This is a genomic window from Brevibacterium metallidurans (genome assembly GCF_037101285.1).
Classification (GTDB): Bacteria; Actinomycetota; Actinomycetes; order Actinomycetales; family Brevibacteriaceae; genus Brevibacterium; species Brevibacterium metallidurans.
This window is the reverse complement of the sequence record NZ_BAAAAF010000007.1, coordinates 51,768-73,529: the sequence shown is the minus strand read 5'-3', so window position 1 is coordinate 73,529 and position 21,762 is coordinate 51,768. Positions and strand designations below refer to the sequence as shown.

At 67.0% G+C, this 21,762-nt stretch carries 16 protein-coding genes and 2 pseudogenes; 9 read left to right on the top strand and 9 right to left on the bottom strand.

The window, feature by feature from the left end:
* Window positions 1–25: 25 nt before the first annotated feature.
* On the top strand, window positions 26–811 hold the full coding sequence (locus AACX88_RS10510) for a GntR family transcriptional regulator (protein WP_339392961.1): 786 nt from the start codon (window positions 26–28) through the stop codon (window positions 809–811).
* A 245-nt stretch (window positions 812–1,056) separates the two neighbouring features.
* Here AACX88_RS10510 and AACX88_RS10505 read toward each other — a convergent pair.
* A pseudogene (locus tag AACX88_RS10505) lies at window positions 1,057–1,767 on the bottom strand (aspartate/glutamate racemase family protein); the annotation flags it as partial.
* 46 nt (window positions 1,768–1,813) lie between these two features.
* Window positions 1,814–3,406, bottom strand: coding sequence for an NCS1 family nucleobase:cation symporter-1 (locus AACX88_RS10500; RefSeq protein WP_339392960.1), 1,593 nt, complete (start codon window positions 3,404–3,406; stop codon window positions 1,814–1,816).
* A gap of 324 nt (window positions 3,407–3,730) precedes the next feature.
* Between AACX88_RS10500 and AACX88_RS10495 the strand changes: the two genes are divergently transcribed.
* The 4 genes from AACX88_RS10495 (at window position 3,731) to AACX88_RS10480 (ending at window position 7,148) form a co-directional block, all read left to right on the top strand.
* Window positions 3,731–4,753, top strand: a complete 1,023-nt coding sequence (locus tag AACX88_RS10495; RefSeq protein WP_339392959.1) for an Rv2578c family radical SAM protein — start codon at window positions 3,731–3,733, stop codon at window positions 4,751–4,753.
* An 86-nt stretch (window positions 4,754–4,839) separates the two neighbouring features.
* Window positions 4,840–5,559, top strand: a complete 720-nt coding sequence (locus tag AACX88_RS10490; RefSeq protein ID WP_339392958.1) for a DsbA family oxidoreductase — start codon at window positions 4,840–4,842, stop codon at window positions 5,557–5,559.
* Between the two features lie 111 nt (window positions 5,560–5,670).
* Window positions 5,671–6,246, top strand: a complete 576-nt coding sequence (locus AACX88_RS10485; protein ID WP_339392957.1) for an NADPH-dependent FMN reductase — start codon at window positions 5,671–5,673, stop codon at window positions 6,244–6,246.
* Between the two features lie 164 nt (window positions 6,247–6,410).
* A complete protein-coding gene (locus tag AACX88_RS10480; protein WP_339392956.1) occupies window positions 6,411–7,148 on the top strand; it encodes an MgtC/SapB family protein in 738 nt (245 codons plus the stop codon).
* Between the two features lie 31 nt (window positions 7,149–7,179).
* On the opposite strand, the gene AACX88_RS10475 is transcribed toward AACX88_RS10480, so the two are convergent.
* The 4 genes from AACX88_RS10475 to AACX88_RS10460 form a co-directional block, all read right to left on the bottom strand.
* Window positions 7,180–8,370 carry a M20 metallopeptidase family protein gene (locus tag AACX88_RS10475; protein ID WP_339392955.1) on the bottom strand — a complete coding sequence of 397 codons (1,191 nt, stop codon included), beginning with the start codon at window positions 8,368–8,370 and terminating at the stop codon, window positions 7,180–7,182.
* A gap of 61 nt (window positions 8,371–8,431) precedes the next feature.
* Window positions 8,432–9,730, bottom strand: a complete 1,299-nt coding sequence (locus AACX88_RS10470; RefSeq protein ID WP_339392954.1) for a metal-dependent hydrolase family protein — start codon at window positions 9,728–9,730, stop codon at window positions 8,432–8,434.
* Between the two features lie 73 nt (window positions 9,731–9,803).
* Entirely contained in the window at window positions 9,804–10,391 is a 588-nt protein-coding gene (locus AACX88_RS10465) for a TetR/AcrR family transcriptional regulator (RefSeq protein WP_339392953.1), read from the bottom strand.
* Between the two features lie 82 nt (window positions 10,392–10,473).
* Window positions 10,474–11,076, bottom strand: a complete 603-nt coding sequence (locus tag AACX88_RS10460; protein ID WP_339392952.1) for a TetR/AcrR family transcriptional regulator — start codon at window positions 11,074–11,076, stop codon at window positions 10,474–10,476.
* Between the two features lie 90 nt (window positions 11,077–11,166).
* Between AACX88_RS10460 and AACX88_RS10455 the strand changes: the two genes are divergently transcribed.
* The 3 genes from AACX88_RS10455 (at window position 11,167) to AACX88_RS10445 (ending at window position 15,094) form a co-directional block, all read left to right on the top strand.
* Window positions 11,167–12,633 carry an ABC transporter permease gene (locus AACX88_RS10455; RefSeq protein WP_339392951.1) on the top strand — a complete coding sequence of 489 codons (1,467 nt, stop codon included), beginning with the start codon at window positions 11,167–11,169 and terminating at the stop codon, window positions 12,631–12,633.
* Window positions 12,634–13,083: 450 nt separating this feature from the next.
* Window positions 13,084–13,962, top strand: a complete 879-nt coding sequence (locus tag AACX88_RS10450; protein ID WP_339392950.1) for an alpha/beta fold hydrolase — start codon at window positions 13,084–13,086, stop codon at window positions 13,960–13,962.
* Between the two features lie 265 nt (window positions 13,963–14,227).
* Window positions 14,228–15,094 carry an MBL fold metallo-hydrolase gene (locus AACX88_RS10445; RefSeq protein WP_339392949.1) on the top strand — a complete coding sequence of 289 codons (867 nt, stop codon included), beginning with the start codon at window positions 14,228–14,230 and terminating at the stop codon, window positions 15,092–15,094.
* 129 nt (window positions 15,095–15,223) lie between these two features.
* Here the strand turns inward: AACX88_RS10445 and AACX88_RS10440 are convergent, their stop codons facing one another.
* The 3 genes and pseudogenes from AACX88_RS10440 to AACX88_RS10430 all read right to left on the bottom strand — a co-directional run bounded on the left by AACX88_RS10440 (window position 15,224) and on the right by AACX88_RS10430 (window position 19,963).
* Window positions 15,224–17,665, bottom strand: a complete 2,442-nt coding sequence (locus tag AACX88_RS10440) for an HNH endonuclease signature motif containing protein (protein WP_339392948.1) — start codon at window positions 17,663–17,665, stop codon at window positions 15,224–15,226.
* Window positions 17,666–18,014: 349 nt separating this feature from the next.
* Window positions 18,015–19,304: pseudogene (locus AACX88_RS10435) on the bottom strand (purine-cytosine permease family protein).
* An 89-nt stretch (window positions 19,305–19,393) separates the two neighbouring features.
* Window positions 19,394–19,963 (bottom strand): YybH family protein, encoded by a 570-nt coding sequence (locus AACX88_RS10430; protein ID WP_339392947.1) that lies wholly within the window; start codon window positions 19,961–19,963, stop codon window positions 19,394–19,396.
* 412 nt (window positions 19,964–20,375) lie between these two features.
* Between AACX88_RS10430 and AACX88_RS10425 the strand changes: the two genes are divergently transcribed.
* Entirely contained in the window at window positions 20,376–21,755 is a 1,380-nt protein-coding gene (locus AACX88_RS10425) for an SLC13 family permease (RefSeq protein ID WP_339392946.1), read from the top strand.
* The last annotated feature ends 7 nt before the right edge of the window (window positions 21,756–21,762 follow it).

The following is a 21,762-nucleotide window of genomic DNA, read 5'->3' as shown; positions in this document are numbered from 1 at the left end:
CGGCGCGGAGTGAGAGAATGGCGGAGTGAAGAACAACGAGAGTCCGCGGTCGGAGACCGTGCGGGTCACGGAGGCCCTGCGCGATGAGATCATCGACGGGCAGCGTGCCCCGGGCAGTCGTCTCGTCGAACGCAATCTCGCCTCCGAGCTCGGTGTGAGCCGGGTGCCGGTCCGGGAGGCCCTCAAGCAGCTCGCCTCCGAAGGACTCGTCACGCACCGGCCGAACACGTGGGCGACGGTGCGGGAGTTCTCCCCCAGCGATGTCGCCGACCTGGGCGAAGTGCGCCAGGCCTTCGACCTCCTCGCCTTCGAACTCGCCGCCCAGCGCCACACGCGGGAGGGTCTGGCCGCGCTCGAGGCGACACTGGAGGCGGGCCGGCGGCAGGCGGAGGCCGGCGACGCCGTCGGCGCGCATCGCAGTGCCGCAGACTTCCATGCGCAGGTCACCGAGCTCTCAGGCAATCGTCTCCTCGTCGAGGTCGGCGAGCTCCTCGATTCGCGGATGCGCTGGCAGCTGAGCCAGCACGACGAACTCGATGTCGTCGCCACCGAACATGCCGAGCTCTTCGACGCGATCGCCCACCGCGACGTCGACCGGGTGCGCGAACTCGCCGCCCACCACCTCGGCACGAGCAGGCAGCAGCATGACAAGCACCGCGAGCGACTCGCGCATGAGACCCACGCCCACGACGACAAAGCCGCTGGCGGCGGCACGGCAGAGGGCGTCAGGGCAGCTGACACGGCTGAGGACGTCAGGACAGTTGACACTGCAGCGGGCGACGACCGCTCGGCTCAGCCTCCGATCATCTGACCCACCTCGGCTCGGCCGACACCCTCTCAGCCCGCGCCGGCGGCCCCGGAACGACGGGCGTCGGCGACGGCCCCGGACCCACCGACCGCCTCGGCGAAGCCCCCTCCGGACCCAGGGGCCGCCTCGGCGAAGCCCCCTCCGGACCCACCGCCCGCCTCGGCGAATCCCCCTCCGGAGCCAGCAGCCGCCTCGGCGAAGTCCCCTCCGGACCCCTGGACTGCCGCTGAACCACCGCCCCCGCCGAACGGCCACCCGCTCAGGCGCTTCGGCCTCGCCGGAGCATAGGTGCGCACCTTCGACGTCGTGAGCCCGAGCCCGACGAGGGATTCGGCGAGCCGCACGGCGGCGGCGACTCCGTCGACGACGGGGACCGCGCAGCGCTGCACGATCGTCTCCGTGAGGTCGGCCATTCCCCCGCACCCGAGCACGATGACTTCGGCACGGTCGGAGTCGACCGCCTCGGCGGCCTGGTCCGCAATCGCCTCGACCGCACGTTCAGGGTGCGCTTCGAGGTCGAGGACGGCCATCCCGGAGGCCCGCACCGAGACGCAGTGCCGGTCGAACCCGGACAGCAGCAGGCGGTCCTCGATGAGGGGGACGGTGCGGTCGAGCGTGGTGACGACGGAGAACCGGTGGCCGAGGAACATCGCCATCCCGGCCCCCGCCTCGGTGATGTCGATGACGGGGACGTCGAGGAGCTCCTGGAGGCCTTCGCGACCGTGCTCCCCGTATCCGGCCTGGATGACCGCATCGAACTCGCCGTCGTAGTTGAGCACGGCGTCCATGACGCCGAGGGCGGCGAGGTAGCTCTCGACGTTGCCCTCGCACGATTCCGCGCCGAAGGTCGGGGTCAGTCCGATGATCGAGGTGCCCGCCGAGGCGGCCTGCCTTGCCGCACGGGCGATGCCCTCGGTCATGGCCGGGGTGGTGTTGACGTTGACGACGAGGATGCGCATGGTGTGACTCCGGTCTGGTGCTGGGACGGCTGCGGACTCCGCAGGCTCAGTGGGCGGTGGGCACGGCGATCTCCTCGCCGTCGACCTCGCGGAAGGTGAAGTCGCGGCGGGCGATGACGAAGTAGATGATGGCGGCGATCCCCGCCCCGAGGAACCACGAGAACTGGGAGACCGAGGCGAACGCGGGGACGAGGGCGAGGATGAGCGAGAGGAGGGCGGCGGGGACGAACGCGCCGATCGCCCGCCAGTTGACTCCGTGGTGGTAGAAGTACTCGCCGTCGCCGGCTTCGGTGTAGAGCTGCGGGACGTTGACCTTCGTCTTCCGCACCACCCAGTAGTCGACCATGATGACGCCGAAGAGCGGTCCGAGAAGGGCACCGAGTCCGCCGAGGAAGTAGACGATGACCACGGGTGAGTCGTAGAGGTTCCACGGCAGGATGGCGAAGCCGATGATCGCGGAGATGATCGCGGCCTTGCGGAAGTTCAGGTGACGCGGGAAGAGGTTCGTCAGCGCATACGTGGGGGCGACGAAGTTCGCCATGAGGTTGACGGCGATCGTGAGCACGAGAAGGGACAGCGAGGCTAGGGCGAGCAGGATCGGGCTGCCGATCTCCTGCACGATGTCGGCCGGGGAGCTGATCACGGTGCCGTCGATCGTGTACTGGGCACCGGCGAGCGAGATGACGACGAGCCCGAAGACGAGCATGTTGATGGGGATGCCCCAGAAGTTTCCGACGACGATCGACCCCCGTTTCTTCGCCGATCGGGTGAAGTCGGAGAAGTTGAGGACGAAGGTGCCGTAGATCGCGACCCACAGGGCGCCCCCGCCGAGGATGTTCGTCCACATCTCCCACCCGGTGAGCGGGTCGTCGATCGAGAAGGAGATGCGGAAGTCGACGCGCACGAGCATCCAGATCGCCAGGGCGAGGAAGGTGGCGAGGATGATCGGTCCGGCGATCGCCTCGTACTTCCGGATCATCTCCATGCCGTAGCTGACGATGATCACCTGGACGATCCACAGCACGGTGAAGGAGAACCAGCCGAGGCCGCTGAGGCCGAGGAACTCGACCTCGGCCCACGACTGCAGGCCGGGGACGAGGGTGAGAAGGAGGACGTTGAGGACGTTCGCGGCCAGATACGTCTGGATGCCGAACCAGGCGATCGCGACGATGCCGCGCACCGAGGCCGCCAGCTGCGCGCCGTGGATGCCGAAGGCGATCCGGCACATCACCGGGTAGGGCACGCCGGTCTTGTGGCCCATGAATCCGGAGAGGGTGAGGAGGACGAAGAGCAGCCCGGCCCCGACGAGGAGGGCGAGAAGGATCTGCCAGGCGCCGAGCCCGAGCGCGAAGAGACCGAGGGCGAACCCGTAGTTGCCCAGCGAGTGCACGTCGTTGGCCCACAGCGAGAACACGCTGTAGGCGGTCCAGCTGCGGCCTTCCTTCCGGCTCGGGGCAAGGTCGGCGTTGTAGAAGCGCGGACTGATCCGGTGGGCGGCGAGCTGTTCAGGGCCCGGCCCGAGGCGCGCGGGAGCGGTGCCTGCCGACGGGGTATCGGGCGACGGAGTGCCTGTCGCCGGGGTGCCGGGCACCGGCTGCGGCTCGGGCACGGGCTGGTCGGAGGTCACGGTGTTCGCCATGGGAACTCTCATATCCGAGAAGCACACCGCTGGAATACCAAATGCTCAATTCGTTGCGGCGTGGGGCTGACTGCTGACGGCGCCAGCGTAACCTGGCTCACATTGGTTCCACAATAGGGAAAACGCTTTCCGGGGGAGCGATTGCACGCCGATACTGCGTTCATAGTGAGTGGGCCGACCATGCCGACCTGGAAGGATTCCGCCAGCACCACTCTCAGCGGTATCGATTATTTGGCATACCATTTGCTCACTATGTGAACTCGGGCCGCCGATTCCACCCCTGCACCCCTTGACGCGGACTCGAACACGTGTTCGAATGAAGGAGTGAGATGGGAAGCGCAGGAGCAGGCGGAGCAGGTGGCCGGACTCTTCGGGGTCAGGGGCCTCGTCCGCAGCGTCCGCACCCCCGAGTTCGCCGGGATGACGTTCCACGAGGTGCTCGCGAAGTCGGCCCTCAACCGGATTCCGAAGAACTCCGCGATGCCCTTCGACTGGACGATCAATCCCTACCGCGGCTGCTCACACGCGTGCGTGTACTGCTTCGCGAGGAGCACGCACCGCTACCTCGACCTCGACACGGGAGCCGACTTCGATCAGCAGGTCATCGTCAAGGTCAACACTCCCGAAGTCCTCGCCGCCGAGGTGGCCAAGCGAACCTGGTCGCATGGGCTCGTCGCACTGGGCACCAACACCGACCCGTACCAGCGGGCAGAGGGACGCTACAGTCTCATGCCCGGGATCATCACCGCCCTGGCCGAGCATGCCACCCCGTTCTCGATCCTCACGAAGGGCACCCTGCTGCGCCGGGACCTTCCGCTGCTCGCCCGGGCCAAGGAGGACGTCCACGTCGAGCTGAGCATGTCGATCGCCGTCCACGACGACGAACTCCAGCAGTCGCTCGAACCGGGCACCCCGACGACGGCTGCCCGTCTGGCCACGGTGCGCGCCGCGGCCGACCTCGGCTTCCGTGTCTCGGTCTTCATCATGCCCGTCATGCCCAAGCTCACCGATTCCCGCGAGCACCTCGACTCCGCGCTGCGCGCGATCAGGGACGCCGGGGCGAGTCGCGTCGCCTACGGCGCCCTCCACCTGCGCCCGGGCGCCAGGGAGTGGTTCTTCGCGTGGCTCGAACGCGAACGCCCCGAGCTCCTCCCCCGCTACCGGCGCATGTACTCCCGCTCGGCCTACGCTTCGAAGGAGTATCGGTCGTGGCTCAAGGCGCGCATGGATCCGCTCATCGACGCCTACGGTCTGCGCGGATCGGCCGATGACGACTACCGCGCGACGAAGTGGAAGCGGACGGAAGGCGCCGGCGAGCTCGCCAGCCCGCAGGGCGCTCTGTTCTGACCGCCTCGGCGACGCCACCACTGTGACCGTCGTCGCGTCCGGGCGCTGAGGGGAATAACCTCCACGACCAGGTAGTTGAAAGTGTCATGAAAATTGAGATCTGGTCGGACATCGCATGTCCGTGGTGCTACATCGGCAAACGTCGCTTCGAATCCGCACTCGACGGGTTCGAGAACAAGGACGACGTGGAGGTCGAGTGGCGCAGCTTCCAGCTCGATCCCACCCTTCCCGACCACGTCGAGGAGTCCGAAGCCGACTACCTCAGCCGCTCGAAGGGCATTCCCGCAGACCAGGTGAGGCAGATGTTCGCCCAGGTCGGAGCCCAGGCTGCCGCCGAGGGGCTCAACTACGACTTCGACAGCGTCAAGGTCGCCAACAGCTTCACCGCCCATCGGTTCCTCCACCTAGCCAAGTCTCGCGGCGTCATGGCCGAGGCCGAGGAGGCCCTCATGTCCGGGCACTTCGAGTCCGGTCGTGACATCGGCAGCATCGATTACCTCGCCGAGGTGGGAGCGCAGTTGGACATCGACCCCGACGAGACCCGTCGTGTCCTCGAATCCGAGGAGTACACCGACGCCGTCGAGGCCGATGTCGCGCAGGCAAGGATGCTCGGCGCGAACGGCGTTCCCTTCTTCGTCATCGACCGCAAGTACGGGATCTCCGGTGCCCAGCCGGCCGCAGCGTTCTCCCAAGCCCTCGAGACCGCATGGGCCGAATCGCAGAAGGTCACCGTGCTCGCCGATCCGACGGCTGCCTCGACCGGCTATCCCGAGGGCGCCGTATGCGGTCCTGACGGCTGTGCGTGAGACCACCTCGGCGACGACCGCCGTCGTCGCAGACGACCATCCGAATCCGCAACACTGAGCTCTGAACCGAAACCCGACCTGACAATCCCAATCTGACGAGGACCCAAGCCCATGACAGACACGACGACACCACTCATCCGCATCATCGTCGGCAGCGTTCGCCCCGTGCGCGTCGGCGACCAGATCGCAGCCGCCGTGGCCGAGATCATCGCCGACGCCGCCGACGCCCGCACCGAGATCATCGACCTGGCCGATCTCAACCTGCCGCTGCTCGACGAACCGCGCATGCCCGCCCTCGGCGACTATCAGAACGCCCACACGAAGGAGTGGGCGGACATCGTCTCCGGGTCCGACGGCATCGTCTTCGTCACCCCGCAGTACAACGCTGGCTACCCGGCGTCGCTGAAGAACGCGATCGACTACCTCTTCGCCGAGTGGAAGGACAAGCCTGCGCTCATCATCAGCTACGGCGGCCACGGCGGCGGAATGTCCGGGGCCCAGCTGCGGTCGGTCCTCGACTTCATCGGCCTCGACCTCGTCGGCGACAACGTCGAGATCACGCTGCCGCGCGACTCGTACGGACCCGACTGGCGGCTCGTCGACGCACAGGCGGTCGTCGCCCCTTATACCGAGGAGCTGCGCACCGCGGCACGGGCCCTCGACCGCAGCCTCGTCCCCCAGAGCTGAGGCCAAGCCGTCCAGAGCTGAGGAAGAATCATTCGGGGTTGAGTCCGCGACAGCACCGCTGATCCCGACAGAGCACCCGCGCAGATCTCCGCACATCCACCGCCGAGGTGGGTGTGCGGAGATCGGCGCATTCACGGGTGCTTCGGGTCTATGGTGAGGGGACTATGGACCCTTTCAGCGACTTCTTCGGATCGACGGTGCGCACCGAGGTGGTGCTGCTGCTCGCAAGCTTCGTCCTGTGCTCCCTCATCGGCTTCGAGAGGCAGTTCCGGCAGAAGAGCGCAGGCTATCGCACGCATGTGCTCGTCGGCATCGGCACGTGCGCGTTCACGCTCGTCTCCGCGTACGGCTTCGCGGGCGTGCTCGACAGTGATGTCCAGCTCGATCCCTCCCGGATCGCCGCACAGATCGTCTCAGGGATCGGCTTCCTCGGCGCCGGTGTGATCTTCAAGGGCCGCAACGTCGTCCGCGGTCTCACGACCGCCGCGACGATCTGGGTGTGTGCGGCCGTCGGCATGGCCTGCGGGGCGGGCATGCTCGCGCTCGCGACGATGCTCACCGCCCTGCATCTCATCACGCTCTTCGTCATGGCGCCACTCATCCGCCGGATCCCCGACAGCGATCACGGCAAACTGCTGCGCATCGTCTACCGCGACGGCGGCGGGATCCTCCGCGAGATCCTCTCCGTGGCGAGCACGATGGGGTTCAAGAGCACGATCCTCGACTCGCAGCGGTTCGAGACCGAGGACGGCGTGACGATGGTGCGCATCGATGTGAAGTTCGACGGCAAACGGCCCCTGCACATGCTCATCCCCATGATCATGGAGCTCAAAGGAGTCGACAAGGTGAGCATCCGCGAGGACCGAGTCCATTCCGTCGACGAGGACGGGGACTCGGTCTGAGCCTGCCGGCGCCTGAGGTTCGGTTTCAGCCTCAGCCGCGCAGGCTGCGCTGCCACGCGAGGGTGGCGAGCGCTGCGGCCTGATCGGGCAGGTGCGCGTCGTCGAAGAGGACTTCGGGCGAATGGTTGACGGCGGCGGTCTCGGGATCGATCCCCTCCGGGGTGACGAAGAGGAAGACGAAGGCGCCGGGGACCTCCTCGAGGACGTAGGAGAAGTCCTCGGAGCCCATGACCGGATCGGGGGCGCTGACCACGCGGTCGGGGCCGAAGGCCTGGGCGAGGGTCTCGAGGGTGAAGGCCGCCTCGGCGTCATCGTTGATCGTCACGGGATACTGCTCGTTCCACACCACCTCGGCGGTGCAGCCGTGGGCTGCCGCGATCGACTCCGCCAGACGGGTCGCGAGTTCGGGGAACCGGGCGGTCGTCTCGGCGGAGAGGGTGCGCACGGACATCGCGAGCGAAGCGGTCCCGGGGATGACGTTGACGGCGGTGCCGGCATCGAGCTGCGTCACCTCGGCGACGATGGGGTCGAAGACGCTGAAGGACCCGGTGACCATCGAGTAGACAGCCTGGCCGAATTCGAGGAGCGGGCGGATGGGGTCGACGGCGTCCTGAGGGCGGGAGCTGTGCCCGCCTTTGCCGTGCATCGTGAGGTGGAACGTGTTGGCACCGGCCATGATCGTGCCGGGGCGGGTGACGAAGGTGCCCGGTGCGCCGGGGGCGACGTGGATCGCGTAGGCGGCGTCGGGTTTCGTGCCGATCGCTGCGAACATGCCTTCGTCGAGCATGTCCTTCGCCCCGCCCATGCCCTCTTCGCCGGGCTGGAACATGAAGGCCACGGTGCCGGCTAGGTCGTCCCGGTGGGCGGAGAGCAACTTCGCGGCGCCGACGAGGCCGGAGACGTGGAGGTCGTGACCGCATGCGTGCATGTTCCCGTTCGTCGAGGCGAAGTCGAGGCCGGTGGCCTCGACGACGGGCAGTGCGTCCATGTCGCCGCGGAGCAGGATCGTCGGTCCGGGTCGCCCGCCGCGGAGGACGGCGAGAACGGAGCTGAGTCCGCGGCCCGTGGTGATCTCGAGCGGCAGTCCGTCGAGGGAATCCAGGATGCGCTGTTGGGTCCGGGGCAGGTCGAGGCCGAGTTCCGGGTTGCGGTGGAGGTCGCGGCGCAGGTCGATGAGTTCGGTGCTCAGGGCGGTGGCTTCTGCGGTGAAATCGATGGTCATGTCTCTGCTCTCTGTGGACGGGGTGGATGGGTCTAGGTGGTGGACGGCAGCGGTCCGCGGATCATTCGGCGAGGCGGGGGCGGTGCGGTTCGGGACCGAATCTCGCTGCCGTGTCCTTGACGACGGTGCCGCCCTGGATGACGGCACGGACGTTGTCGGGTCGAGCGAGCGGGGTGATGTCGGTGAGCGGGTCGAAGTCGAGCACGATGAGGTCGGCGAGTTTGCCGACCTCGAGGGTGCCGAGGTCGTCGTCGAGGCGCAGCAGTTCGGCGGCGTTCTTCGTGCCGGCGACGATCGCCTGCATGGGGCTGAGGCCGAGTTCGACGGCATGGACGGGTTCGCGGAGGTTCTCCCCGTGCGGACAGACGCCGGCGTCGGTGCCGAGTGCCACGCGCACGCCGGCGGCGAAGGCGGCGGTGATGCGTTCGCGGGCGATGGCCGACCACGTGACCTTCTTCTCGTAGAGGTAGCCCGGCACCCGGTCGGGGTCCGGGACGCGCAGTGCGCTCGAGAGGGTCGGGACGAGGAAGGTGCCGTTCTCGAGCATGAGGTCGATGCCCTCGTCGTCGATCCCGTAGCCGTGTTCGACCGAGCGCACTCCCCCGCGGATCGCTGCCTTGATGCCCTCTGCACCCTGCGCATGTGCGGCGACGGGCTGGCCTGCGCGTTTCGCGGTCTCTGAGACGATGAGGCGGACGTGCTCTTCGGGGACGCCGAGGTCGTCGGGGGTGTCCGAGGGGCTCGAGACTCCGCCGGTGGTGCAGATCTTGATGACGTCGGCTCCCCCGCGGATCAGCAGGCGCACGGTGCGGCGGACGTCGTCGTCGGTATCGATGATCGGGTGGACAGGCATCGGCACGGGGACCGCTCGGCCGTTGGGCAGAGTGAAGTCGGTGTGGCCGCCGGTGGGTGAGAGGGCGGAGACGGCGAGGTGGAGCCGGGGTCCGTGGATGAGGCCGGCTGCGATCGCGTCGCGGATGCCGCGGTCGATGCCGCCGAGGTCGCGGGCCGTCGTCACTCCCGCCAGGAGGGTGCGGCGGGCGTTGAGGGCGGCGCGCAGGGTGCGTTCGGAGTCGAATCGGGCGGCGTCGGCCTGCTGGTCTTCGATCGAGAGCCCGAGGTGGACGTGGGCGTCGATGAACCCGGGCAGGATCGTTGATCCGGTGAGGTCGACGGTGCGGACATTCGAGCGGGTCGGGGTGCCGCCTCGGCGCGGGCCGGCGTAGACGATGCGACCGTCGGAGATCTCGATCTCGGAGTCCTTCACCGGGGCTGTGCCGGTGCCGTCGATGAGGACGGCGCCGAGGAGGATCAGGGGCTCCGGCGACGGCGGTGTCGTCGGAAGATGGGCTGTGGGCATCGGTGTCCTCTCGGTGGTGTCGGTCGGTGGGCTCACGGGGCGGTGGTCTGCGGGGCGGTGGTCTGCGGGGCCTTCATGTGGAGCGGCCGACGAGGGCGCGCACGAGTGAGCGGTAGGTCCGGAGCATCTCGGCGTCCGAGCGGGGCGGGTCATCGGCCCGTTGGGTCAGGGTGAAGAGGGTGAAACCGGCGAGGGTGTCGAGGATGACGTCGTGGTCGAGGTCGCTGCGCAGCTCTCCGCGGTCGACGCCGCGGGCGAGGATCGCCCGTCCCATGGCGTGGCGCTTCTGCATGAAGGCCTCGGAGATCAGCGGCATGACGTCCATGTCGAACATCGCGAGCAGCAGGCCGTTGCCGTGCGTGCGCGAACCGCGGACGTTGTCGACGTTCTGCCACGCGTGGGCGACGAGGTCGTCGACGAGGTCTCCCGTATCCGGCATCTCGCCGAGGGCGAAGCCGTCGAGGATGGCGGCCGCGGCGAGAGCGGGTTTGGTCGGCCAGCGCCGGTAGATCGCGGTCTTGCCGCATCCGAGGTCGGCGGCGATCTTCTCGATCCGCAGGTTCATGAAGCCGAACTCGTCGAGGTCGGCACGGACGGCGGCGAGCACACGCGCGGTCAGCTCGGCATCGAGCGGCCGACCCTTCGGTGTGTCCTGCGTCATGATCGGAGCCTCTCACGTCCGCACTGGATTACGCAACACAACGTTTCGTTTCGAGACGGCGGGATTGCGAGGCCTCTGCCGGTCAGCGCTCGAGTTCGGCGAGCAGGGCCGTCATCGACTCCGTGATCATCGTTCGCGCCTCGGTGCCGAACACGGCCGTCTGGACGATGCCGCCTTGGATCATCGCAAGCACGGCAGGAGCGCAGCGGCGGGCGCGGTCTGCCGCGTCTGCCTCGGTCTCGCCGAGCGACTTCCGGAAGTACGCGCTGAGGTAGGCCTCGAAACGGGCTCTCACCTCGGCGAAGATCGTCGAGGCCAGGTCCGCGAATTCGGGGGTGTGCACCGCTTCGGCCCAGACCTGGATGACGAGCGGGGCGAACGGGTTGTCGTCGAGCATCGCATTGAGCAGGCGCGGGAAGACAACCTGCGGAGGCGGGACGTCGGCGGCGGTCGCAAGGTCGTCGAAGACACTCAGCCGCTGCTCCATGATCTGCCGCCCAGCGTCGAACATCAGCTCGGACTTCGACGAGTAGTAGACGTAGACGGCGCCTGCGGAGAGGTCGGCTTCTTTGACGATGTCGGCCATCGACGCCGCGGCGAAGCCCTTCCGGGCGAAGCACGCGAGCGCGGCATCCTGGATCCGGGCGCGCATTGCGGCCTTGTGCTCATCGGTGACCTTCGGCACGGCTCCTCCAAAAACGAATATTCATTCTTGATTTATTCTAACGCAGGGTTTAAAAATGAACGAGTATTCGTTTTCGATGATTGGACGGACATGGCGACACGACTTCTCGGCAGCTCCCCTGCTCGGCGGGGCGGCGAATCCGCGGGCGGGACAGGAGGCGGGACCGCAGGTGCGACCGGCGCGGACTCGGCAGGCGCAGACGCCGGCGACCAGCCAGGACCCTCGGGGCAGGACAGTGCCTCGGCGACGAAACGGACCGCGGCGGACGGCACCGGTGCGGTCGCAGCCTCCGCACGCCACGGGGCAGGGTCGTCAGAGTCAGGATCGCACGGGGCTGGGTCTTCAAGGGTCGGGTCGCACGGGGCCGGGTCGCACGGGATCGAAGCCGGTGCACCGACGGATGAACCGCTGCCCAAGCACAGCGTCGGGCGGGCACTGCTTGCCGCGGTGTTCGCGGCGGCCATCGTCAGCGTCATCCTGTTGGCGTTCAGTTGGCCGACGGTGACCTCGGATCCGCGGGATCTGCCGATCGCGGCGGTCGGGGACGCCAGTCGGATCACCGCGAACGCTCCCGACGGGATGATCGACCTCAAGGAGGCGGACTCCCGGGCCGAGGCCGAGCAGATGATCCGGGAGCGAGAGGTCTACGGTGCCTTCGTCCTCACCGGGGAGGATCCGGAGATCCTCGTGTCCTCGGCGGCTTCACCGGCTGTCGCCCAGCAGCTGCGCGGCATCGGCACGCAGATGCAGGAGGCGATCGACGGCCAGGCGATCTCCGGAATGCAGGAGGGGATGAATCAGATGCAGGCAGCCCTCGAAGCTGCGGCCGAAGCGGCGGAGAATCCCGGGGCGCGAGCTGCGGGAGCCGGCGGTCAGCCGGGGCAGAATGGCCAGCCGGGCGCGAACGGTTCTGGGGCGGCAGAGGTTCCGGACGCCTCGGCGATGGAGGTTCCCAAGGTCACGGTCACCGATGTCGTTCCGCTCTCGGAGGACGATTCGACTGGCGCCGGATTGGCGATCGCGGGTTTGCCGTTGACGATCGGCGGGATCGTCGGCGGTGTGCTCACGAGCATGCTCGTGAGGTCTCGGCGGATGCGGGCGGTCGCCGTGATCGCCTACGGCGTCATCGGCGGCGTGGCTCTCGCGCTCATCCTGCAGGCGTGGTTCGGCATCCTCCAGGGTGACTTCTGGCTCAACGCTCTGGCTGCGGGGCTGGCCGTCGCGTCGACGTCGGCGATCATCAACGGGTTCGTCTCGCTCATCGGGCCGGACGGGATCGCGGTGGGTGCGGTGCTCACGATGTTCATCGGCAATCCGATCTCGTCGCTCACTCAGCCCAAGGAGTTCCTTGCCGGCGCGTGGGGCGAGATCGGCCAGTTCTTCGTGCCGGGTGCCGCGGGAACGCTCCTGCGCGACCTGTCGTACTTCCCCGATGCGCCGATGGCGACGTCGTGGTGGGTGCTCATCGGGTGGTTCGTCGTCGGGATCGCGCTCATCCTCCTCGGTCATCTCATCGCGTTAGCGAAGAAGCGGAAGGTCCCGGCCGGTCGGCACTGAGAGCCGGGTGCCCGGCGCCGGCAGCGGTCCAGTCACCACCGAACCACGGCGATCAGCGCGCCTTCACTACACCAGCCTCTGCTGGGGCGCGGGCGTGGATAGGCCACGCGTTGCGGGTGAAGGCGGGGCACGCGCTGCAGGCGCGGAAGAGGCACGCGTTTCGTGTACAGGCGCCGCGGGCGCGGACGGGACACGAGCTGCGGGCGCGGGTGTGGCACGCGTTGCGGACGTGGATGGAGCACGCGTTTCGTGTACGGGCAATGCGGACGGACGGGGCACGCGTTGCGGACGTGGACGGGGCACACGCTGCGAGCACCGACGGCGCAGGCACGACTGCCAAGATTCCGACTCGTTGTGCTCACGGTGACGTGCGGGAGTGGCGTAGCCTCGAGGGAGTTCGCCGCACACGCGCCGCCGATCTGATCCAGCTCTACCGCTGAGGAGTCTCCGATGATGGACGACGACATTCACCGAACGGACGATGGCCGAGTCCGCATGCGCAGCGGACGGTCGGCGATCGTCCACACTGCAGGGGCGGCGGCAGAGACGGCCCCCGTAGCCGTCATGCACTACGGCACGCCGCACACGGGCCGACATCCGGCGGTGATCGCCCAGTTGGCAGAAGAGCTCGGAGTCCGCCTCATCGCGGTCACTCGCCCCGGATTCGCGGGCACCGACCGTCACCTTGGTCGTTCGGTCGCCGATGCCGCGGCCGAGGTGGTCGAAGTTCTCGAGGGATTGGAACTTCGAGGCGAAGCAGCGCCGCGCGAAGTGGTCACCGTCGGGTATTCGGGCGGCGGACCGCATGCCCTGGCATTCGCTTCTCTGTTGCCCGACCGTGTTCGCGAGGTAGGGGTCTTCGGTTGTCCGGCCCCGTATGACGGATCGGTGGAGTGGTTCGCGGGCATGGCAGGCAACGGAGGCGGCCTTCGCCCTGCTGCAGAGGGGCGGGTGTCGCGTGAAGCGCACCAATCGAGCGCGGAATTCGATCCGGAGAGCTTCACTGCGGCCGACCTGGCCGCTCTCGACGGTCGCTGGGCGGGCATCGGCGAAGACGCGCAAGCTGCTTTCGCGCTCGGAAGCGATATGGGAGAGATCGACGACGACCTCGCCTTTGTCGCGCCGTGGGGATTCGACCTCGACCGGATCACGGCCCGGGTCTCCCTGTTCCAGGCGGAGGATGATCGCATCATCCCGTCTCACCACGCCGTCCGATTGAAGCGGTTGCTTCCCGGCGCCGAGGCCCGCTTCCTCAAAGGATCAGGGCATGTTGCGATCCTCGATGCTCTGCCGGAGTGGATGAGGGCTGCGGTCGCCCGTCTCTCGTGACCGGACGGCGTTCGCTCGCTTTTCGTGACCGGAGCGCGGTCGCCGGCCTGATCCAGCCGGACTGCGGTCGTCCGTCTCTCGTGACCGTAGCGCAGTTGCAGCCGGACGGCTGTCACCCCTCCGACAAGACCGGACTGCGCCCACCCCTCGGCAATTGACGAGGCGAGTCTCTTTGCCGACGGTGGTCGAATCCCATCAAGAAACTCACTGCGGAAACATCGTCATCGCACGCAGAGGCCATAGGCTCGAACGAGGAGGCTCAACGATGACGCAATCACCCAACGAACGAGTATCGACCGACACCCGGGACCGCCTCGGAGATGTCACGATCTGCCGTAACTGCGGTGTGGAGACGGGTGCCTCTCCCCCGCTGGTCTGCCCGATCTGCACGGACGAGCGGCAGTGGATGCCGAAGACCGGGCAGGACTGGGTGAAGCGCTCCGAGCTCGAGACCGAAGGTCATCGGATCGTCGTCGACGAACGCGAACCGGGTCTCTTCGGTCTGCACGTCGAACCGCACGTGGGCATTGGGCAGACGTGCTATCTCGCGCAGACGGAGGCCGGCAATCTGCTCTTCGACGTTCCGCAGTACATCGATACCGAAGCCGTTGCGGCGATTCGGGCTCTCGGTGGGATCGCCGCGATCACTCCGAGCCATCCGCACATGTTCGGCATGCAGTTGGAGTGGAGTGCCGCGTTCGACAATGCTCCGGTCTTCGTCTGCGCGGCAGACGCCGACTGGGTGCAGAGAGCTGGACCGGCCATCAAGTTCTACGACGAGGAGGTCGTCCCTCTGCCGGGCACCGTCCTGCGCCGGGTCGGCGGTCACTTCCGCGGCAGCGCGGTCGCGACGTGGCCGGGCCAAGACGGACGCGGAGTCATGTTCAGCGGCGATTCGATCGGTCCGGTCGCCCGGTCGGGATGGGTGACGTTCATGCGCAGCTTCCCCAACTATCTGCCGTTGTCCGGTCCCGTCGTCAGAAGGATCGCCGCCTCAGTGGCCGACCTCGACTTCGATCGAATGTACGGCAATTTCGGCAGGATGATCGATTCGGGAGCCGCCGAGGCGGTGCAGAGTTCCGCTGACCGTTACGCCCGCTGGGTCTCGGGAGAGTTCGACGACCTCACCTGACCGACTGACGAATGAGTGCCTGACCATCGCTCGGCACTGGGACCGGTGGGCAATGCGGGAGCCCATGTCCGTGCCCAACTCAACTTCGGGCGGAGATCAGCGATCGGGAAGCCAACCGGCGGTCAGTGCTCAGAACGGCGGAGGATCGTCGGAGTAGTCGTGGTACCACTGGACCGGTTTGCTCCAGACGTCATCGAGCGGCTCGGTCCAGGTGTCGCCGGCTTCCTCACGTCGTCGCGCCGACTCCCATGGATCCGCCTGCCTCGCCGGCATCAGCCGTTTCATCGTCACAGGGTCGGAACCGACGGGCAGACACGGCTGCTGGGCGACGTTCTTCCAGTTGAGCAGATCCGCGAGCCGCTTCCGGCGTCGAGCCTCCTGACTGCGCTGGTATTCCACGTCGATGCGTCGGATGCGTTCCGCCTCGGCGGCCGCTCGCGTCTCCTCTTCCTCCCGACGCCGGATCTCCTCTTCATCGGGAGGGAATTCGACATCGTCTTTCGGTGGCGGGATGAGGTGATCGGGTATCGGCACCTCGCCCGGACTGAGACCGCACAGTTCCGCGAACTCGAATGCGTGGGCAACATCGATCGGCTGATCCGGAGCACGGGACTTGGTGGTCACCCCGTGTTTGAACTCGTACTCGACGACGCCTGATTCGCGCATTCGAGCACGGAGGCGCCCCGCGGTTTTGAGCGCATGATGCCGTTTGCACAGAGGGTGGAGGTTGCCGAATCTGGTGAGTCCGCCTGCGAGCGGTTTGAGATGGAAGAACGGATCGACGTGATCGATCTCCGAGGTCACAGCCTTGCGTGGACATCCGGGGACTGTGCACATCGCCCATTGTGCGATGAGGGTCTTGCGCACATTGTTCGGTATCCGATAGGTGGTCGCTTTGGCGTCGATCGGTGTGCCGGTGGCCGGTTCGGTGAGGATCCTCGTCACCGTCGAGCATCGGCCGGCGATTCGTCGGGCGGTCTCTGCCGGAATCGGGGATCCGTCGGGGAGGACTCCCGGAAGCTTCGAGTCACCGAAGAGCGAGAGGAACGGTACGGTGACGACGACGCCTGCCTGCATCGCCAGCCACCATTGGTGGGTGGGCATCGCGATGACGACCATGCTGTCGATGATCACCGGTTCGTTGAGACCGAAGGCGGAGAAGGCACTCCCCGAGGCCGGCGGACGGTGCGCGTTCACGCCGGCACCTGCGGCCGACCCGGAGAGTCCGGCCCTGCCGTCGCCTGCTGCGCGTTTGATGACCTCACCGGAATCCATCACAATCGAGCCTTCGGCGTCGATGTCGAAGAGCAGGTTGCCGTCGGCGTCGAGAAGCGGTTCTTCGCGGGTGGTCTGGAGACCGGTCACCGGGTTGATCGATCGGACCTTGAGAGCCAGTTTGGGCTGCGGCCGCGTGATGATGTCGTACATGAGGTTGTCCATTGCGCGGTCGTCGACGATCTCGACTCCGGGCGGCAGGTCGAATCCGGCTCCGCGACGCGATCGCACCGCACGAGCCATCGCCTCGACCCGGCGGAAGCACGCGTGAAGTTCGTCTGCCGGACCGTTGAGCGTCATGACCGCTCCGCCGTTCTTGAACGTGTGAAGGTCGACGCGACGTCGTTCGGCAGCGATCTTCGATCGGTCCTCCGGCGGCTCGAGGACGTTGATGAACTTCCGCAGTGAGATGCGCAGCTTGTCGCTGGTGACATCTGCACGCCGTGCGGCGAGGTGCTCGTCGATCCTCGGAAGGTACCTGAAGGCTACGGAGCGGCAGAGGTCGGCGACGACGGCGACATGGGCCATGGTGAAATCCCCGGTGCGGACTCGATCGGCGAAGCGGGGAAGACCGTGGATGATCGTGAGGGCGACGCCGAGGTGACGGTAGGCCTTGGCTATCGACATCCCGAGGATCGTCGCCGTCTCTGCAATGTCCTCGGCGGGGACGTTGTCGCTGATCCAAGCCGACATGTCGGTGCCCAGACGGAATTCGGGGAACTCGACCGGAGGTTCCTGCGTTTCGGTCTCCAGGTCTTCTGCGTCCGAGACCGTTTCTCCTTCGACGGCATAAAGACACGTGTGGTCGTGTGTCATCCGAGCGCAGAAGTCAGCGTCGTAGACGGCGAGCACGGTCGAGGTTCGCGGCACATGGACGAGATCGGTCGACGCACCCGTGTGAGGACCGAACTGCGCCGCGGAGGATTGAGGACAATGCGACGTTGTGGTCGACGCGGCTGCTGACTCGGCGCGGGTGGAAGCTTTCGAGGTGCCGGAGGCGGCAGAAGCAGAGTCGGCCTCGGCACTCTCGGTGCACCGCGCGACGGCGGCGACGATGGATTCCACTCGATAGGGAGTGTCCCCTGCAGGCAGAGGCGCACCGAAGAAGCGAACGGCCCGTTCGAGGACGATTCCGGCCGTCACTTCGAGCACTCTGAGCTGCACCTGGTCGGATTCTGCGGCGATCTCGGAGAGCTCGGCGACACTCGATCCGATGCGCACTGTATGGCGAGCGCCTCCGACAGCATTCCGGCCAGCGACACCCGGCAGGGGACGAGCGGTGCGCTGCTCGTTCACGTTCGGTGCGTCCTTCACGGTGTCTCACCTGCCTTCGACGTCAGTGTCGGGGAAGTGCTTCTGGGAATGCGATTCCCTAGTACATCAATGGTATTCTATTCGAACGTATTCCGTGAATACATAATCTGAAAATTCTTCTATGAATTTTCATCCTCTCTGATATCCTCCTCTGCTCTGTGATTCCCATTGTTGCATTCGGCACTGACATGGGAATCCGACGAGCAATCGTTCGGAGACACCGGAGGTCGGCGGAGGATGACAGCGCAAGCGAGGAGCCGTGACCATTCGGCAGCGTCAGTCCCTGCGCCAGCCTCAGGACCCATAGGTGGCGTCAGCCCCCGCGTCCGCATCAGGACCCCGACGCGGTCGCGTCGATGTCGGACCCCTGGTCCCCCACCTCGGCGAACCGGCTTCGCGTCGGCCAGGACAGGGCGAGGTAGAGGAGGAACGAGATGACGAACGACGGGATCGTCGCTCCCAGTGGACTCGGCCACACGTAGGTGAGGAGGTAGGAGGCGAGCGCGCCGACGATCCACACGATGACCGCGGACCAGTTGACGCCTCGGACGTAGGCGTAGATGCCGCCCTCGTCGCGGAGGATGTCGCGGGTGTAGACGCCGCGTTTGATGATGTAGTGGTCGACGATGAGGATCGCGAAGACGGGGACGAAGAACGCGCCGATCATCGTGAGGAAGTCCGTGTACTAATCGAGCAGAGCCAGCCAGGTCGAGCCGATGATCGAGATCGCGCCGAGGATCAGGGCGACGGGCAGGAAGCGCAGCCGTGAGCGGCTCCTGGCTCCGAGCACTGAGTTGACCATTCCGTACACGACCATCGTGTTCGTGGCCATGACGGAGAGGAAGATAACGATCGCGAGCGGCCAGCCGAAGCGGTCGGCGAGCGCGGTGGGATCGAAGGGCTCGGCGGTGCCCCCGTCGAGGAGGATGAAGCTGAAGGCCGTGAGACCGAGCAGCATCGCCAGCACCGTCGAGGTGATGTATCCCAGCCCCGAACCGACGATCCCCGCCCGCTGACTGCCGGCCAGCCGGTTGAGGTCACCCGAGAGCACCGTCCACGAGATCGCCGTGGCGATGACGATGTCGAGTGCGAGCACCGGAGTGAATCCGAGTCTCTCATCAGCGGGGATGCTCATGTATTGGATCGGCGCGTGGCCGGTGAACGCCGTGACGAAGACATAGGCCATGACCAGGAGGATGAGGAGGGCGAACCACGGTTCGGCCTTCTCGATGCCTTCGTGGCCGAGGATGGCGAGCTCGACGACGAGCGCCTGACAGAGCACGGAGAAGAGGATGGGGTTGGAGAATCCCGTCGTCTGCTCGACGACGTAGTTGACGCTGATGCCTGCGAGCATCGCCTGCAGCCATGACCACCCCATGAGGATGACGACGTTCGCGGCCACCGGCAGATAGCTGCCCTTCGCGCCGAACGCGCCCCGGGTGATCGCCATCGTCGCCAGTCCCGTGCGGGTGCCGATGTTCCCGACGAGGACGAGGACGATCGTGCCGGCTACCGTTCCGGCGACGATGACGACGACTGCGGTCATGTAGTCGATGCCGGGGACGAAGAGCGTGCCGGTGAGCATCGTCGTGACGACGAGGTTCGCGGCGAGCCAGATCATGAACATCCGCCCTGTGCCCAGCCGCCCGTGCACGACCTGCGAGCTGTTCGAGTCCGACCCCACCCGCTCCTCGAGCCTGCGGTACCAGTTCATCGGTCGACCGCCTGAGTGCGGGGTTCGTCCCCTGTCCTCGCCGAGGCTGCCGTGCCCGAGCCATCGGAGGTGACCGAATCGTCGGGGGCGACCGACCCGGCGGAGGTCGAGCCGACGTCCGGGACCGTGGACAGGTGCTCGTGGATCGCGATGAGTCGACCGTCGCCGAGGTGGCGGAAGACGATGCTCTCCCGTTCCCGATACGACTCCCGGCCGTCCCCGGTCTCGACCGTCGTGTCGACGGTGTGTGAGAAGACTGCGCCGCCGGGGAAGGTCTGAACGAGAGGGTCCGAGGACACGCAGTCGACGACCGACCATCCGTCGGCGAGCCATCCTCGCCATGTCTCTTCATACTCGGCACGAGAGTTCAGACGGTGGTCCTCGGGGTGGAAGATGAAGGAGGCTTCCTCGGCGAATCCGGCGAAGTAGGCATCCGTGTCCGTGGCAGCGAAGGCTGCGACGATTGCGGCCGCCGCCGCGGTGACGGACTCGGCCGTCGGAGTCGCGGCGATCAGCTGCACAGCCGCCGGAGTCTCAGCGTAGGGCTGGCTCGACGTCTCTGTCATGGTGGGCACCCTTCTGCTTTCCGGCCCGTCGTCGGCCCGGCATGCTCAGACACTCTAGTGACGGCGAGCCCGAGCGCACTATCCATGTTGGACAGGTTTAAGCAGGAATGTGCCGTCGTGGACGGGGCCGCTGACGCTTTCGCGTCCCGACACCTCAGCCACAATGCAAGATTCCGACTTCGAGGCGTGAGATGGTCGGCTAACGTTCGAAGAGTGCCGACCGTGATCGGCGGGACCGTCTGCGCCCCTGCATGTCGCGCGGCCCCGGCCCGCTGAGCGCCGCCTGGCCCGCTGCACGCAGCCTGGCCCACTGAGCGCGGCCCCGGCATGCTGAATGCCGCGCGACCCCGGCCCGCCGGGCGACCCGGGCGTACGAAACGACCCCGGCACTGGGAGTGATGGAGGAGTGACAATGAGTATCGAACTCATCTGCGTGATCGTCCTCGGACTGATGTTCGTCATCGGCACGTGGCGCGACATCAACATGGGCCTGCTCGGCTTCGTCGCCGCAGCCGGCGTCGGCGGGCTCGTCCTCGGCCAGGCGCCCGAGGAGTTCCTCGCCGGCTTCCCCGTCGACCTCTTCCTCACTCTCGTCGGCCTCACCTACCTGTTCGGCTTCGCACAGAACAACGGCGTCATCGAAGTCATCGTCCACTGGTGCGTGCGCCTCGTGGGCGGCCGGACGGCGCTCATGCCGTGGATCTTCTTCCTCCTCACCGCGATCCTCATCGCCCTCGGGGCGCTCTTCGCTGTAGCGATCGTCGCTCCCCTGGCGCTGAGTTTCGCCCGGCGCGAGCGGATCAACCAGTTCATGGTCGGCCTCCTCGTCGTCCACGGCGCACTCGCCGGTGCGTTCTCCCCGATCAGTGTCTACGGCATCTTCATCAACGACTACCTGACGAAGAACGGTCTCACTCCTGCCCCGCTCACGCTCTTCGTCGCCCCCTTCGTCTTCAACTTCGTCTTCGCCCTCGTCGTCTACGCCGTCCTCCACAAGCGACCGGGTCTGCGCGCCGAGGCGGACGACCACCTCGTCGCCCCTCGCCCGGATTCCCCGGATGCCTCCCCCGAGGCTGGGTCGGGGTTCGCGTCGGGCGAGACAGGAGCTGATCCCGAGGCAGCCGTACACGTCGGCCCGGCGACCGCCTCGGCGAGCACAGAGCACACGGCGAAGCATCCGCCCGTGCGGCTCGCCCCGCGTCAGGTGCCCACGCTCCTCGGGCTCATCGCGATGGCACTCTCGGTCCTCATCTTCGGCTGGGACGTCGGGCTGGTGACGATCACGATCTCCATCGTGCTCACCGCGATCAATCCCACCGCCGGCAAGGCGGCGATGACGAAGGTGGCGTGGCCGGTCGTCATCCTCATCTGCGGCGTGCTCACCTACATCGGAGTGCTCCAGTCCGCCGGCACGGTCGAGTGGGTCTCAGCCGGCATCTCCGCGATCGGGATCCCGCTGCTGGCAGCCCTCCTGCTCTTCTACCTCGCCGGGCTCGTCTCCGCACTCGCGTCCTCGCTGGCGATCATCGGCGTCGTCATCGCGCTCGCGGTGCCGCTGCTCGAATCCGGCGACATCGCCGTCGGCGGATTCGTCGCAGCCTTGGCGATCGCCTCGACGATCGTCGACATCAGTCCGTTCTCGACGAACGGGGCGATGCTGCTCGCCAACGTCGACCCCGCGATCCGCGACCGCTACTACCGGCAGATGATCGCGTACGCGGGCCTCATGTGCCTCATCGGCCCAGGCCTTGCGTGGCTCATCGCCGCCGTACCCACCTGGATGGGCGGATGAGCATCGG